We start from the raw sequence: 15,724 nt of genomic DNA, 5'->3' as shown, positions 1-15,724 counted from the left end.
ACCCGAACACTTCGACCCTAGAAGGGCCAGCGGTCCGGATCGAGCCGGTCGGCCGACGAACGACCGTTGAGAGGCAGTGCGGAGCCATGAGCTGGATCGTCGCGAAACAGCCCAACCGCTCGATGACTTCGCCGCCGCAAGCGACCGAGGCACCCGGACAGTGGTGGGCGGGCCAAGGCTCGACCGACCGGTGAAGTCTGCTTCAGGTCTGTCCTACGGACCGCAGGAAGAAGATAATCGTCGACATTGTCCGGTCCGGGTAGGTCGGAGAGAGCGACAAGCGCGATGGGAGCCGCTACCAGCAGATACAGGTCGACCAGCCACACAACCAGCAACCTCGCCGATGATGGGTGAGTACCGTCGTCAGGGCGAATGACACGCAACCCGAAGAGGGCCTTGCCCACCGTCGTACGGAACACAGCCTGTGCCCCGATGCGGTCCAACGCCGACGCCGACATCCAGCACCCGAGAACGAGGGCCGGATGCACACCGAGATGCCGCCAATCGAACCGCGTCACGGCCTCGACCGAGAACGCGGGGCTGAGGGCGATCGCCGTGCCGAGTCCCAGACCTACATGGACAACCCAGTCCACAGCGAAGGCGAGAAACCTCCGGAACATGCGTGGCGACGGGTACCTGACGTCCCCCCTCGCACCGTGCGGCACCAGCGCATCCGCCTGTCCACCAACGGGCTTCATGAAAATATGACCGCGTTCCCGGGTCAGCGTATGGGACACTTCCACCGAGGCCCCCTCATCCTTCCGACCGTCGGAATCGCGCCCCACGATCACAAACCTCGGAGGCTGCCGGTTCTTCGAGAAGTACGCATAGCGCAGATCAGCACCTCCGGGCCGGGACACAACACCGTACTTTTTCGGATCACCGGCGAACCAGACCTCCGAGGTCGTGTGGTTCACGAGTTTCCCTATGTCTTTCGGCCATGTGCTCAGAAGGAGGGCGGACACCGGCTGCCTATCCGCGTCGAGTAGCTCGACCCACTCGTATCTGCCGGTGGATATGTAGTTGATCGGCCACGCAACCCATGGATGACGTTCGAGTGCGCGACGCCTTCTGCGACTCACCCACACCAGGCCGCCACCGAGAACGAGACCTACCGTGGCACCTGTCGCAGCGCCACTCATTCCGATCCCGACAAGGGCCGAGAGCCGCTGGGAATCCAGCCGAGGGCCGACGTCGATCAGTACCACCGTCAGCAGTGAGCACACCGAACCGAAGAACAGCAGTGACCAGCGAACGACTCTCCCTTTCCGCGTCACTACCGCCGTCTCCGGCCAAGAGATCGCAGGGGCCACCGCGGCCGATCCACCGTCAGGCATGACTTGACCTCATAAATCCAGCGAGAACGCGGCCGTGGGCGGATTCGGACCCAGCACGAATTCCATCGACGCGGCAATCATCAGCATGGACGACAGAAACTCCTCGCCGTGACCCACGAACGGCGAGGAATAGTCGATCACCGCTATCGCGGAACCATCCGGCGCGGATACCACTGCCTCGAGTTGATAGACCGCCTGCTCTGGATCGGAGAGGTCGTACCCGGGTAGCTCGGGCGTCGGAGCAGATCGCACGCGGTCGAGCAGCAGCACCGCGCGCCCCGCCACCTCGACGAACTCGGCATTCTCGAACTTTTCCCCAGCGACACATCTGCCCTTCAGTACGTCCCCGAGTGTCAGCCGCGGATTCCTACGCTCGCCGTAGTCGTGCAGCGAAACGGTCAAGGTCGATGTGATCGGATCGCCGGAGGACATATCAGTCACCTCCGATCAACGATCCGACCGGACCCGCGAATGAACCCAGATATTTTCCGGTGCGAGCGAACAAGTCGACGGCCTCGAGGGATGTGACGGACGCCGTGTGCGAACCGGCATAGCCAGTCGCCTGATAGATGTCACGCGCCCAGGTCGTGAAACCCGCGCCTTCGACAAGGCTCGACACCCCCGGGGATCTTGTCGATGACTTTCGAACTCAGCAGGGGCTCGTGCGTCACAGCGTTGTACAGGGCTTTCCCGAGTCCAGCTCCCTCGGCGACCTGTGCGGCATGACTCCCCAGTTGCACCGCTTCCTCACCACCCCGCAGAGCGGCCCAGCCGATCTTTCCTGCCGCGATTCCAGCGCCACCGACGGGGGCGATCCCCAGGGAGTCGAGACCGACCTTCTTCCACGCGTCGAGTTCGCCGTTGGCCAAACCTTGCCGTATCTCCGGATCGGACAGGCCGAGTCCCAGCAGACCGACGGTGGCGGTTGCCGCTACGGCGAAACCGATGATGTCGATTGGTGGAGGTGTGCAGACAGCGATGACGCTGCCGACCGCCGCAATGATCGAGAGTGCCTGATGTATTCCCTCTCGATGCTCATCGATCCACTCGCCCAGCGATTCGACAGCATCGGTGATCCGATCCCAAATGCTCTTGTCCGGTGGGCCCGGAGCGAAATCCTTCGCAGCTGCATCCAACTCACCAGCGATCCGACGAGCGAGCGAATCGTGGACCGTCTCGAGATCGCGTGCGCGCTTGACGATCGCATCGATCTTGCCTTGCCACTCCTCGACCGACGCGTTTGCCGATCGGACCTGGGCAACCGCGACGTCGAGACGGGATTGCGCGGCTCGTAGACTCTCCGAATCCTAGAAACTCATACTCGCCAGCGACAGATCCGGATTCGACTGAGCCCTCTGCAACGCGGTGACAGCCTGGGTGTGCTGGCTCCTGGCTTCAGTTGCCTCGATTTCCAGCCCCTTGGCGGTTTCCTGGAAAGCGACCAGACCGGTGTGCCACTCCTGGATCAGCGCGACCGCCCTTTCGAGTGAGCTCTGCGCGTACCCTAGATCCTGGGCCAGAGTGGCGTCGAAGTCAGCGCGGAACGCATCGCCTGCTTGCCCCTTCCACACATCATCATTGCTATCACGCAACCGCGTCAACAAGCTGTTGGTCTCTTCGACCGCACCGTATGCCTTGCTGATCTGCCCCTGTAGAGCCGCCACCTCGGTCACCGAGCCGGGAACCGGGTTGAATCCCAAGTTGGGATACGGGTTCTCGCTCACGCCCGCTCCTCGGCACCCTGCTGCGTACCTGCTCCACCGATACCGGCGGTGGCCTGTTCGAGTGCCTGCGCGAAAGCATTGTCCGTCGCCAGGTATGCCTCGAGACACTTCGAAACACCCTCTGCCGTCACCTCAGCGGATTGGCCGATCCGCTCGATACCGTACTTCCATCGGGTCTGGAAGCTGTCGGCGGCGGCATTCAACTCCTTGGTACCGATATCAGCGTGCCGGTTCGCCGACATCGCTGTCATCGCTTCGGACAGCACCTGTTCGGCACTCTTCAACGACTGGACAGTCCTACCCAAAACCTCGATGTCCACAGCGAGCACACCGGCCATACCCACACTCCTCCGAATCGCGTTGGCTCGCGCCGACCCTGGGCAGGTTCCGACGGAAGCTCATGCACCTCAACGTATTGGACGCGGCCGCACACAGAACGGTTCCATCGACAACGGTTCCGACGTTCGCTCCACTGGCTCGATTCGACCTCACCGCCACCGACCGAGCAGCCCGGTTCGACGAAGGTTCGCCGAGGCTGTGGATGCGATCCGACAGCATGCATCCGCGACGCTGGCCTATTCGACGAACGCGATCGAGTGCGACCCACCGGGGAAGGTTGTTCCACAAGTTCGACCGTGACTACACGGCTACGACGAACACGGCAGCAGCCGCACACCGTGCGGCTGGGCGAGGGCTGGGTCATCGTGATCGACCGGGCCGGATTCCGGACCGAAACGGGGGTAGCGGCAATTGACCGCGAACCCGCGCGCGACAACTGTACCTACCCAAGGTTCGCGCAATGCCACACAGCAACGAAGCCGCGGATCTATGACCTGCGGCTTCGCTGTGAAGTGGAGCCTAGGGGAATCGAACCCCTAACCCCTGCCTTGCAAAGGCAGTGCTCTGCCAATTGAGCTAAGGCCCCGAGTAACCCTGAAGGATTGTTCAGCGGGTAGTGACCTCATGCCACAGATCCGCGTCTTCACGCTTGCGAAGCTTGGTGATTCCCACGAGAAGCAGGACCACGACACCGATCGTGAGAAGAATCTTCATAATCCCACCCTACTGTGATGATCGGTTGACAGCCCGCGAGTATTCGGGATTCACGTCATTTCACGACACAAACTAACGCTTTGCTGCTATAGCCGTCAACACAGCAGGTCAGCGGCCCTCTCCCGACTCGTCATACCTTGCCACATGCTCGTTCCGGTCCGGAATCGTGCGGCGGACAGCGATTCGATCACAGTCGAGCTGTCGACGTGGATGTCGCGGCACCCACGTCGACAGCGGACGGTTCGCGATGGTCACCCGGAGTTGCCGCCGATCGCGACCTCCTCGTTCTCCAGTCGCAGCGCGAGCATATCGATCTCCGCGGCGATCTCGGCCTCTCGTCGCACGTTCGCCGCACGATCAGCTTCATCGATAGCCCGTCTCTCCACGCGCACTCCCTGGTCTATTCGCCATCCCATGACGTCGGCCTCCGCCGACTCCTCGGACTCGCGCAGGTTCAGCCTGCGGGAAAAGGAGCGTTTCGCGGCCTCCAACTGCTGCGCCACCAGAGCGTCGTAGGCTGAGCTGCCGCCGAGTACTTTGACCAGCACCGGCAGACAATCGACGGCGACAAGCAATGCCCGCAGCAACCAGCTGGCGATATTGATCTCCAGGTTTTCCTCGGCCAACTGCCCGAGCGCGTCCAGGTCGTCCAAGATGCCTCGGTTTCGCAGGTTCTCCGTCTTCTCCGCCACATTCGACTCGATTGCCGAGGTCAGCGCCGCCGCGTAGTGACGCTGGGCGTCGGACAGCGCCGTGGCCAACGCAGTGACCTTGTCCTGCTGCGTCCGCAGGTCGGCTTGCCGCCGCCCCAACTCGTTGTCACTGTAGAAGCGATCGGCGATCTCCCGGTTGCGGTCACATTCGGGCCCCTCCCCCGCCCTGCCGGTCAATCCGGTTCCCGCGGTGCCCGCACATTCGCCCCTGGCAAGCGCTTCCAGCTCACCGTATTTCGTGTTCAGCGTTTCGAACGCGGCGCTCAACTGCGTCAGCCTCGAGGTGGCTGACGCGTGTTCGACTGCGATCGGCTGTGGATTGCCTTCGACGTTCAGGGTGAAGGCTCCGCAGTCGGCGGCCACGGTCGAGCCGTCGGTCGGATTGCACTGCTTCAGCCGTCCCTCGTAGTCATCCACCTGCGTCTTGTGCTGCTCACCGATCTGTGCGTCGATCGAAGGCTTGAAAATCCACAGTACGAGCGGTTCCGCGATGATCACACCCAGCAACAGCGAGATGACGAGTCGCGGTGCCAGCAATTTCAGTTTCGCGGCATTGACCGCTCCATGGGTACTCGAGATCAGCCAGCTGTCGATCGTGAGAATCAGGTAGCCCCAGAAGAAGCCGATGGGGAGCAGCACCCAGAACCACCATGCGCCGACCAATCCGGACAGTCCGATCGTCAGCGAGAAGCCCGCCATGACTGCCGTGTTGAGAACGATCGCGCCCAATCTGGTGTAGCGCATCCGCTCTTCCGGAACCCAGTTCAGCAGTGATTCACGGACACCGATGATGGAACGCAGTCTCCTGCTGAAGTTGCTTCGATCGAGGCCGACCGGCCGTACGAGGTCCAGTGCCAGATCGGAGTCGAATGCGCTTGCCTCAGTGGTCATCCTCTTCCCTCACCGCCGCGTCCTCGATGTCATCGACCTTGCCCGCGTCGATGCTTTCCATCACCTCGGCTTCCTGTAGCTCGCCTGTTTTCGTCCGATCGGAGTCGCTCGAGAACATGACGTGCATGATCTGTTCGAGATTCAGCGGGTCGATGATGTTGGCGTCGAGCGCCTTGCGCAGGAGTTCCCTCTGCATGTCGTGCTTCTGTCTGGCATCCTCGGCGGCCAGCTCGAGGCGTTTGTGCTCGACTCGCCACTCCTCCATCAGGTCGAGGCGTTCGGTTTCACGTTTGTGCCGGGAGATGAGACTTTCCTGCTCGTCCCTTCGATCGATCGACGCGCGTTCCCACTCCCGTGCTCGGACCGACTCCTCACGCATGAATTCACGGTCGGCGTCCTCTCGCTTCAGCCGTTCCTCGGCGAGTTGCCTGGCCGTTATGTCACCCACCGAGTAGGCGTATTCGAGCGCGGCCATCGGATCGTCCGCGATTCCACTGTGCTGCCGGAACTGGTGTCGCTGATAATCGCGCCTATTGGCATCGAGTTCTAATTCGTGCTGCTGCGCTCTGAGCTCCATAGTGTGGTCATAAGACCTTGCAGCGCTGCGCTTGACCTGCTCATTGGTTTGATATTCGAACTCGATCTCGTGCTTGTCCCGACTATCCCTGCGTTGTTCGTGGTAGTTTTCGACCGGCGGGGGCGTCAAGATCTCGACGCTGGCCAACTCGGTCCTGATACCCCGATATACCGGCGGTACCGCCATTACATACGCCCGAATCTGAGGTGTGATCTTCCGACGTGCCGGATTGATCTCCCGAAGATCGAAGTCCAGGCCGAGTTCGGCGAATCGCGGATGCTTGCGGACGTAGGCCCGCAAGACACTGCCGAGGTCCTCGGTTCCGCCTCGGAGCGCCTCGACGGGATCGGTGACAGTGCAGGTGAAAACCACTCGCAACTGGAAACTGCCTGCGTCCTGGGACGAGATACCGACGATGACCGGCACTTCCGCATCACGGGACATGTCGATGAGACTGACGTGCGTCGCTTCGAGGACCGTATCCGAATCCATCGAGAGCGCGCCGTTGTCCAGTACGTAGTCGTTTCCGACACGATAGATCAATCGTTGGTGAGAACCACATCGCGGAATCTGCTCTATATCCCGTATCCTCTTCGGGCCCAGAAATTTCTTAGCGGGCACCGGTTCGAGTACATTACCCGTGACAACGGGGTACTTGTCACTCATCTCTATTTCCTCGCAAATTTGCTGAATTCGGCTACAAATATTCTCATCAGAGCCGCGACCTTCGTACTGCTCTTATTTCTCGAGCCGAGATTGACGCGGTGGAAGTCCGTCACGAAATGGTCGGCACGGACACCCGTGTACAGAGCACCGATCTGTTGAGCCAGTTCCCGCAGCAGCCCTTCCGCATTCTCTTCGTTGTTCACGAGATCCTCGACCACCATCGGGAACAGCGCCAACGAATCACGGCGGGTCGGACGATTCTCGAGGATTCGTGTCCATACCTCCGCGACCGTGTCCGCGCGTGCGCCGTCCAATGCCAGATACCTACCGAGCGACCTGCGTCCGGCGAACCGGTCGCGCACCGACATGACCCGCAGCGCGAGAGCGTTCACCCGCGCGCGCGATTCGATATCCGCGCCGGGCCGATGCAGCTTGCGCATCTTCGTCGCGAGCATCGACAAAACAACCGACGGATTCGAATCGACCGTGACCAGACTGACGAAAAGCGTGGGCAACGCGTGGTCGACATCCCCGGCGGAGGTATGTGGCTGCACGCTCAGTTGCCACAACCTGGTCGCCGCGTCATGTGGATATCGGATACCGAGTTCGACGCTGAACGCGGCGGCAGCGGTATGCCGTTGCGCCGGATCGCCTCGGCAGATCCACACCGTGGCGATCCGCAACGCGGTCGGCGCGAGTTCGTCCTGGTATGCCATCGCGCCGAGCACCGACATAGCGGCGAACTGCCCGACGAGCCCACGCTCGCGACGTGACCACGGGTCGATGATCTCCAGCACCTCGTTGATATCGACCTCGCTCAACGCCGCAAGACCGGTCACTATCGACAGATCACCGGCATCGACTGCGTCGTCGAGCCATAGTCGGACCGGATTCCACAGACCTTCGCTGTCGTAGCGTTCCCACAGTGCTCGCACCACATGGTGGTGGTAGGCCGGCTTCTCGAATTCGAAATCGGTCCTGGCGCCGATCTCGGTCGTGGTGGTGTGCTTGACGATCAAACCGCCGGGTTCGATGATGCCCGACCGCAGGGGTCGCATGGCCGCTTCGGGCTCGGTGGCCGATTCCTCGGGATCGGCCTCGTGCAGCCTGCGCAGCAAACCGCCAAGCATCCTGTCGTAGGTCCGTACCGGCGCGTCTACCGCGAAAGCCATGGTCGTCACCTCAGCGATGCGGCGACGACTGGGCGACCTGTCGAACCATTCCCGTACTGCCTCCGCGGCAGAGGCGTCCAGATTCCGAACCGCGTCCTCGATGGCCTCGCCGTCGGTGAGTCGCCTTGCCAGTTCGGCGGTGTCGCCGACGCGCACCACATCGCAGAGAACACTGTCGAGGAGTTCGATATCCGTGTCCGGCAGTTCGACAGCCATCCGCTCGCGCAGCACACTCGCCATATCGGGTGTTCGCCATTCGCTCACTCGGAACTCGCCCGGAACCTCCGGGAGCAGTACCGAGGTGGTGATGACCAGACGGGCATCGGCCTCGGTGAGCCGATCGCGCAGCAGCCGCCAACTGAACGCGCCCTCCTTGCCGCTGTCTCCGGCGTGGTCGATCAACGCGTAGCCGCAGCCCGCCTTGTAGGCGCGCTCCGCCAGTTCGGTCCCGCTCATACGCGGCGACAGCAGAAAGATGTCTTTGTCGACCGACTTGCGCAGCAGTTGGAGAGCCGAGGTTCGTTTGCCCCGCCCGCGCGGCCCGAACAAGAACGTCAGATGTTCCGAGGCGATGGTTTTCGCGGCGTCGACGAATCCCGGTGGCTCGACGAAGCCCTTGCGCAGATCGGCCAGGTCGGATTCCGTGATCCGTCCGGTCGCGCGTGCCGCCGGGCTGCGTACCTGCCTCGCGTCGGCCCCGAAGTTGGCGGACCCGATATTCGCCGACGCGATCGAGGTGTACACCGCGTAGGTAGGCGAAGACCGCGGAACGTCCCAGAGTTGACCGTCGTCGACGCCTTCTGCGGGCTCCCCGACGTCGGACTCGGTACCCGGTTTCCCGTTGCCCACATCGGACTGCTGCCCCGCGGCGCGGTTCCGATCCCTGTCGACGGATCCATCATCGACGGGTGGCTCACCGGGTTCCGCGGTGCGATCGGCCGAGGGTTCGGAGCCTTCGGCGGCAACACCGGCGTCGGTGTACATCTCGCCCGGCGCGTCTTCATTGGCCCCGGGGTCGCCGTCGGGTTCGGCTGTCTGCTCGGCCACTACCCGGACCGCCGCTTGTCGATACCCAGGTTCAGATAATCGGTGGTGATCGAACCGATGGCGTTGACCACGCCGTTGTTGGTGGTCACGGTGCTGTGGATGGCTGCTACTCGGTCCTGAGCGGTTGTCGGGAGCTCTTCGGACTCCGGCGGAACCTCGGCATCGGGGTCGGCGTCATTGATCGGCCGGAACGGACCACCGAGAAAATACGCGCCCGCGACACCGAGATCGCTCGCGCCCGACAACATCGCCTGCTGCAGGTCAGCCAACTGGCGTGGCACTTCGAGCCCGTACTCGAACAGTTGTTCCACATGTGCGCCGCGAACAGCATCAGCGCGGGTCGGGTTACCCGCGAGATAGAGAGCGCACATGTACAGACCGGCCGTGAGCACGTCCACCGGATCCTGTTCGTGGAGCCGCTCCAGATCCTGTAATCGGGTCGCCCCACGACCCGTCCTGACCTCCAACTGGTTGTACAGGATCTCGACTCGGCGATAGCGCGCGGTCAACTCGCCTCGGTAGGCATCGATCCGCTGACCGCCGATATCCTCCAGCGGCTCCCCGTGTCGCAAGCCGAGCGCGGCGCGCAGCAGATCCCGGTGCGCGACGCCGCGAACCTCGTCGGCACGCGCGGCAAGGCGCTTCAGTCGATGTGCGTCGACACAGTCGGAGTCCACATCGAGCCGGCATCTGCCGTCCCTGCTCGTGAACTGATCCGAGAGTCCCAACTCGGCCAGACTGCCGTTCCGTAGGAAGCCCGCGACCTCGTCCAGCGCCCGCGGATGGGTGGGCGGTACATCCCACACCCAGGTAACGAGTTCGTCCCTGCTGATCCAATGTCCAGCGGAACGTAGGAGGGCAATCAGCAACCGCCGCTCACGGGGGGCGCCGAGTTCGATTTCGACTGTTCCACGCATCGCTCGGAACGGGCCGAGAAATTGGAAACTCACGGGTGTCCGGTGCTCACCGATCAGTTCATCGTTCTCCACGACGACGACCGGCTCGATACTTCCTGTCAATTCGAGTACCTCATTCGAAGATTTGCGCGATATCGCGCCCTGTGACGCACCCGGTGCAATACCCGGTGCGCCACCCAGCTCTTACACGGCTGAAGACCGACCTCACAGATGTCTCCTTCTCGTATCGGCAAGAACCACTGCCGAAACGAAGGGAGACAACAATGTCGGTTTTCGAAGAATGGTCCGCCACAGCGGTTTTCCACAAAAGCAGCTTCAGCGGCCTCGGGGATTGCGTGGAAATCACCCATATCGATGGCTGGACCGGAGTACGCGACTCCAAGGACCCGAGTGGTCCGGTCCTCTGGTTCACGAAGAGGGAATGGGATGCGTTCGTCCACGGTGTGGTGACCGGTGAATTCGGCGCGGAAACCCGTGCGATCCGCTGGATCAGCGCGGTGGCCCGGATCATCCTGGGCATCGCGATCTGATCTATAGCTCGGCCGTGGTGCTCACCTCCCCTCTTGGTGAGCACCACGCCCCCGCCGAGGCAGGGCCTTCAATTCATTTCGTCCGTACTCCTTTTCGCATCATTCGTCCGAGTTCGCTCGGAATTGGGCCGCGAGTTCGGTCATGAAATTCAGCACCGCCGCACCGGATATCGACATGCGTGTCAGCAGCGACCACTGGTTCTCGTAGGTATCGACGTCATCGGGGTCGATGATCTTCATTTCGGCGTGAACCGTCTCGACTGTCGCATCGCTCGATCGTTCTCTGTCATACAGTACGAATCCGTGTCCGGTCATCGTCAACGCTCGAACACCGAAGGGAATCAATCCGATCGAAACATTGTCCAAAGTCGCGAGGTGAGCGATCCGATCGATTTGCACCGCCAGGCTGTTCCATTCACATGGTCGCCACCGCAGCGCGGCCTCGGTGATCAGGAACTGGTAATTCCTTCGGCCTTCGTACATCTCGAGTTGACGGTCCATCCGCGCGGCGACCGCAGCGGCGCGCCCCGCCGTGTCCCCCGGCGGCAGCAGCATCGAGAACACGGCGCGGGCATAGTCGGGTGTTTGCAGCAACCCTGGCACGATCGAAGACTGGAATATTCGCACATTGGTTGCCGCACACTCGTTTTCGAGCACCTCGTTCTGCAGGTGCTCCTTCCCCGCGAGCCGGGTACGCCACGACTGAGCCTCGTTGTGCGCCTCCTTCGTCATAGCGGACAGTCGCCGCCAGGTGTCCTCCGACAGTCCGAGCTCGCGACTCCACGCCTCCACTTCCGGCAGCGTCGGCACGGTACCCCCGTTCTCGATTCGCGATACCTTTGCCTGACTCACTCCGATCCGATGCGCGAGAACGCGACCCGAGATGCCGGTGAGATCCCGGAGTCCACGCAACTCCTCCGCTAGTCGGGCGCGCCGTGGAAACTTGACCGTCAGATCGTCCGGGCTCATCGCGAGTCTCCTTCGTGCAGGTGATTCGAGAATATACCTCCTGATTCATTTTGATTCAGCATACCGCGACCAACACGCTCCGGCATAGTCGATCGAACAGACGACAGGCACGCGTATGAGACCGATCGGCACGGAAAAGCCTTATCGTCGGGCATGTTCCGCACCGTCTCCGAGGCACCGGCAGTAGTCGACCGTCCGCTGGTGGCAAGGGCAGGACGGTCGGACAGTCGACGATGACCGACATCGCCGGTCGCGATATGCCGATACCGGTTCGACGGGCCGCGAAAGGTCACCGGCCGTACGCGACCTGCTCTACGAGGTTCCGCACCACCTGATTCGAGCACCGATTTCGACGCATCGGACCGTGGCGCGGGAAGGCCGCGCGCCTCTGAAATACGGAACTTCCGACGACGTCGTCAGCACTCGGCCCGGTGGAGTGTTTCGCGGCGATAGCCGAACTGTTCGAATAATCCCGCGACGCAACCGATCACCTCGTCGTTGAACCCGACTCCGTGTGTGCGCATTTCGACGCCAGGAGTTGATTCGCCGACCAAGATCGGATAGAACTTGATCGTTGCAATTCGCAACACAGATACATTGCGCACGCTTGAAGAGTCAGCGTGTCGCGGGGGTCGGGAGGCTAGGAAAATCATGCGTAGAACTATCGGAAAAATCGGTCGTAAGGCACTCGTCGCCGCTTTGCCGCTGGCGGTCGCGGTAACTTTCGCGGGCGCGGGAGCGGCTTCTGCCGAAGCCCCTGCCCTCGCACCGCTGGCAGCGGCAACCGTGCAGGTTGAAGCGGTTCCGAACACGGCTCCCGCATTCGTGCCGGCCGCCGCTTCGGATATCGACCAGCCGATCGCGGCTTCGGACCTGCAGGATATCGCCACGGATCCGAATGCGGCCAACCATGATCCGCTGGCCAACGGCGCCGCGGCGGGTGCGGTCGTCGGGGGCGCGTTGGGCGCTGTCGTCTGTGCCGTCTCCCTCGTGGGCATTCTGCTCATTCCGCTCTGCGCCCTCGGCCCTGCCATCCAGGGTGCCGTGGTGGGCTTGATCGTCGGCGCGATCGCCCCGAATATCATTCCGCAGGTCCTGCCCTGATCCCTTCGGGATCGATGACCCTCGTTTTCCGGTAATCCAATCGCGTTCGGTTACCGGAAAGCTGAATATCGATGTACGGGGGCCGACTGTGACGGGGTTGATCGCCCGTCGCGTATCCGCTCTTTCGTACTGGTCTCGGTTCGTCTGGCCGAGGTCGACGTGGTTCACCGAACACTCGGTTGACACATCGACTCGGCCGACAAGCGAACACGAATCCCACGCTCCATCTGTCCGTGGCAGACCGTCACGGACAGGTGGAGCGTTCCGGTTTCCGCTTTCTGTTCAGCAAGGTCGGTCGACCCGCCGAGAAAGCGAGTACCAGTCCGGAGCGTCTGCGGCGAAATGCTACTCATCGGTAGATCAATTCAGCGTCGAGTCCGCCGGAAAAATATCTGCGAGTCGGGGTCAGGACTCGCGACCCCGCAGTCCATTCGGAATGGAATTCCCGCACGCCTCGGATCGCTCACCGCGCCGAATCAAGAGTTCCTGGTCTACTCGGATTCGCCTACCAGCATGGAGAACCGCCCGGATTTCAGGAGACCGGCGACGGCTTTCATCTTCGCGCTGGGGGAAGCGTAGTCCGGGCGGACGCTGATCACTGCCGCGGCGTCGTGCAACGCGATCATCTGCGACTCGGCCGCCTCGGCGTTACGGCCTCCGCTGCTGACGGGATGGGAAGCCACCTCCCGCCGCCGCGGATCTGCCCGTCCGGTCGACACCGCGTACTCGACTCGTCTCGAACACCGGCACCGCGCCTGTTCGGCCGCATGACCGCAATTAGAGGTCAAGTCTGCGCGCAGACGGCCCTATGGCCGTCAGCTGGCCGGAAGGGACCGCGATACAGCTGGCACCTCGACCTCGCGCGTCCCCATGCAGGGTCTGCCCGCTTATGCACAGGAACTCACCGGCTGAATTTCCACAGTATCCACAGCCGCGTTCATGCACAGGCGCTGACCGGGGGATCTACGAAGTTGTCCTTGTGGATTCCTCGAGGAATCCTCGAGGAATCCCTGGGGAGTCTTGATGGTCCTGAGCTTTCGGAGGTCTTTCATGCAGACGATCGACGGGTAGCCACTCATCGCGCGGCACCGACGCGTTGGATCTCGGGGACTTGTGCGCGTTGTGAAAGTTCCGCACTGTCGAGCGTTGTGGCATCCGCTCGGGTGTCGAGGTGGCGTCGAAGGTTCCACATACTCGACGGATGTTCTCGACGTCGCGTCACCAGATCTGGATCTGCCCACCCCGATGTGCTGTGACGCCTCGAGGCAGCAGATGTGGCGGTGAGCATTCCGGGGGATGAAAGACCAATCCTGCCATCGGCGTTGACGTACGCACTGATTGGAAGGAGTAGGTCTCCATCGGCACGATAGCCGAGAGCCTGGCAAAAAGGTGTGGGCCTAGGAGGACTTGAACGTCAATCCACTCCACTGTTTTGCCTGGTCAGCGAGCCGACCTTGCATTTTCACTGCCGCTCAACTGCCGGTTCGCGACACGGCACTACATTTCGCTACACAAGATAGCACCCTTCTGATGTCACGGACATCAGGGGGTTTCGGCGGGGTCGGGCCCGCTCTGATGACCGCGCCATCAGCAGGTTAGGGCCCATCGATCCATCAGTCCCGAGCGACTGATGGATCGGGCCTGCGACGCCCGGAATCACCGCAGCGGTCCAGGGCAGTGCACGAATCCACTCGCGCGACTCACCGGCGCGGCGGTCGAATCAGACGCAGTGCTTCACATGGCCGTGCCGGACGGTGGGCAGGCGCGCGAGACCGATCGTTTCGATGCGTTCGTGGACTTTAGGACGGGCAGTTGGGATGGCTGTGCCGATGACCGGGTTGGGATTCTCGCCGCCCGCAGCCGTTCGGCGCTGGTGCAGAACCGGCGAAGGCCGTCACCCCGGGCGTCGTAGTCGAATGGGTCTCGCGCAGGTTGCGGGGAGTAGCGATGCTCATGGCAAGCCTCCGCGTCATCTTCCACAGATGCGAGGCCCATCATCTGCAGTAGATACGCGCGCAGGGACACCCGAAGTGCCTCCCCACCCTACTACGTAATTCGGTCCCACCGACTCCGACGCTCTCCCCACGCGCAATGCCAGGTCGCCGGTCTCGAACCATTTGCGCGACAGACGGCGCCATCAGCTGCGAGTTCGACGGTCGGGCAGCACCTCCCGCGCGATGCGTTCGAACTCGTCGAGTTGTGAACGGACCGGCCAGTCCAGGACGAAGTCCGTCATCCCTACCGCACCGAAACGGTCGAAGATCTCCTCGTAGCTGTGTCGTCCCCCGCGCGGATCCCATGGCCCGAAAATCGTGTACGACCGGCGGATCGCGGCCGGATTCCGGCCGGCAGCTTCGGCTAGGTGGTCGATTCTGTGTGTCTGCTCCGCCGTAGCCTGCAGGACCTGGATATCGGAGGCACCGGGCGGACCATGGGTATTCCATACGTCCGCGGTCGCCGCTGCCACCCGGAGCATCGTGGGTGACTGACCTCCCACAATGAGTGGCAACCTGGGTGACTGCCACGAACCAGGAGCTGTGGGAACTTCCCTCACCCAGAGCTCGTCTCCGGTGTAGCTGAACATCTCCTCGCGGGCGTGCAGCAGACCATCGACAATCGCGACATAGTCGGTGAACCGCCGCATCCGCTCCTTGGGCGGCCAAGGATGCTGGCCCACGCTGTGGTGATCCCACGCGAACAGTCCAGCGCCGACTCCTAGCTCGAAGCGGCCGTGGGAGGCGTGGTCGATCGTGATGGCTTGTCGGGCCAGCTGCGACGGTGGACGCAGGATCTGGTTCGCGACAAGCATGCCGAGGCGGATTCGCCGGGTGCTCACCGCCGCGGCCGCCAGCACCGCCCAACTGTCATACCACTGTCGGCGTCGATCCCGTAGATCGCCGCTGTGGTCCGGCAGGAAGACTTGATCGAATCCCAACTCCTCGAGCCATCGGATCCGGTCGAGCAGAACGGGAAGGTTCTCGTCCGGATAAAGCATCACTCCGAACCGGGACTTGGGCTGGGACG

At 62.4% G+C, this 15,724-nt stretch carries 14 protein-coding genes and 1 tRNA gene; 3 read left to right on the top strand and 12 right to left on the bottom strand.

Annotation, left to right across the window (positions count from 1 at the left end; all coding sequences use genetic code 11):
• Positions 1-17: 17 nt before the first annotated feature.
• On the bottom strand, positions 18-917 hold the full coding sequence (locus OG225_RS34490) for an RDD family protein (RefSeq protein WP_405178969.1): 900 nt from the start codon (positions 915-917) through the stop codon (positions 18-20).
• 429 nt (positions 918-1,346) lie between these two features.
• A complete protein-coding gene (locus OG225_RS34485) occupies positions 1,347-1,769 on the bottom strand; it encodes a hypothetical protein (protein ID WP_405178968.1) in 423 nt (140 codons plus the stop codon).
• Positions 1,770-1,906: 137 nt separating this feature from the next.
• On the opposite strand from OG225_RS34485, the gene OG225_RS34480 reads away from it, so the two are divergent.
• Positions 1,907-2,632, top strand: coding sequence for a hypothetical protein (locus tag OG225_RS34480; protein WP_405178967.1), 726 nt, complete (start codon positions 1,907-1,909; stop codon positions 2,630-2,632).
• A gap of 12 nt (positions 2,633-2,644) precedes the next feature.
• Here OG225_RS34480 and OG225_RS34475 read toward each other — a convergent pair whose 3' ends face one another.
• The 7 genes from OG225_RS34475 to OG225_RS34445 form a co-directional block, all read right to left on the bottom strand.
• On the bottom strand, positions 2,645-3,061 hold the full coding sequence (locus tag OG225_RS34475; RefSeq protein WP_405178966.1) for a hypothetical protein: 417 nt from the start codon (positions 3,059-3,061) through the stop codon (positions 2,645-2,647).
• Positions 3,058-3,399, bottom strand: coding sequence for a hypothetical protein (locus tag OG225_RS34470; protein ID WP_405178965.1), 342 nt, complete (start codon positions 3,397-3,399; stop codon positions 3,058-3,060). The genes OG225_RS34475 and OG225_RS34470 overlap by 4 nt, the downstream gene beginning before the upstream one ends.
• A gap of 514 nt (positions 3,400-3,913) precedes the next feature.
• A tRNA-Ala gene (locus OG225_RS34465) sits at positions 3,914-3,986 on the bottom strand.
• 379 nt (positions 3,987-4,365) lie between these two features.
• A complete protein-coding gene (locus OG225_RS34460; RefSeq protein WP_405178964.1) occupies positions 4,366-5,718 on the bottom strand; it encodes a DUF4407 domain-containing protein in 1,353 nt (450 codons plus the stop codon).
• On the bottom strand, positions 5,708-6,961 hold the full coding sequence (locus OG225_RS34455; RefSeq protein WP_405178963.1) for a hypothetical protein: 1,254 nt from the start codon (positions 6,959-6,961) through the stop codon (positions 5,708-5,710). Before OG225_RS34455 ends, OG225_RS34460 begins: the two co-directional genes overlap by 11 nt.
• A gap of 2 nt (positions 6,962-6,963) precedes the next feature.
• Entirely contained in the window at positions 6,964-9,180 is a 2,217-nt protein-coding gene (locus OG225_RS34450) for a hypothetical protein (RefSeq protein ID WP_405178962.1), read from the bottom strand.
• Entirely contained in the window at positions 9,180-10,199 is a 1,020-nt protein-coding gene (locus tag OG225_RS34445; RefSeq protein WP_405178961.1) for a BTAD domain-containing putative transcriptional regulator, read from the bottom strand. Before OG225_RS34445 ends, OG225_RS34450 begins: the two co-directional genes overlap by 1 nt.
• Before the next feature lie 161 nt (positions 10,200-10,360).
• Here OG225_RS34445 and OG225_RS34440 point away from each other — a divergent pair, with 161 nt between their 5' ends.
• Positions 10,361-10,627 (top strand): DUF397 domain-containing protein, encoded by a 267-nt coding sequence (locus OG225_RS34440; RefSeq protein WP_405178960.1) that lies wholly within the window; start codon positions 10,361-10,363, stop codon positions 10,625-10,627.
• A gap of 99 nt (positions 10,628-10,726) precedes the next feature.
• Here OG225_RS34440 and OG225_RS34435 read toward each other — a convergent pair whose 3' ends face one another.
• The gene (locus tag OG225_RS34435; RefSeq protein WP_405178959.1) at positions 10,727-11,596 is read right to left on the bottom strand and encodes a helix-turn-helix domain-containing protein; all 870 of its coding nucleotides are present in this window, start codon (positions 11,594-11,596) and stop codon (positions 10,727-10,729) included.
• Positions 11,597-12,247: 651 nt separating this feature from the next.
• Between OG225_RS34435 and OG225_RS34430 the strand changes: the two genes are divergently transcribed.
• Positions 12,248-12,700, top strand: coding sequence for a hypothetical protein (locus OG225_RS34430; RefSeq protein WP_405178958.1), 453 nt, complete (start codon positions 12,248-12,250; stop codon positions 12,698-12,700).
• Between the two features lie 491 nt (positions 12,701-13,191).
• Here OG225_RS34430 and OG225_RS34425 read toward each other — a convergent pair whose 3' ends face one another.
• Complete coding sequence (locus tag OG225_RS34425; RefSeq protein WP_405178957.1) at positions 13,192-13,383, bottom strand: hypothetical protein; 192 nt, start codon at positions 13,381-13,383, stop codon at positions 13,192-13,194.
• Between the two features lie 1,454 nt (positions 13,384-14,837).
• Complete coding sequence (locus tag OG225_RS34420; RefSeq protein ID WP_405178956.1) at positions 14,838-15,695, bottom strand: LLM class flavin-dependent oxidoreductase; 858 nt, start codon at positions 15,693-15,695, stop codon at positions 14,838-14,840.
• Between the last annotated feature and the right edge of the window lie 29 nt (positions 15,696-15,724).

The sequence above is a fragment of the Nocardia sp. NBC_01377 genome, from assembly GCF_045040005.1.
In the GTDB taxonomy this organism is placed as follows: Bacteria; Actinomycetota; Actinomycetes; order Mycobacteriales; family Mycobacteriaceae; genus Nocardia; species Nocardia noduli.
The sequence above is the reverse complement of the archived record's forward strand: the minus strand, read 5'-3'. Positions and strand labels throughout refer to the sequence as shown.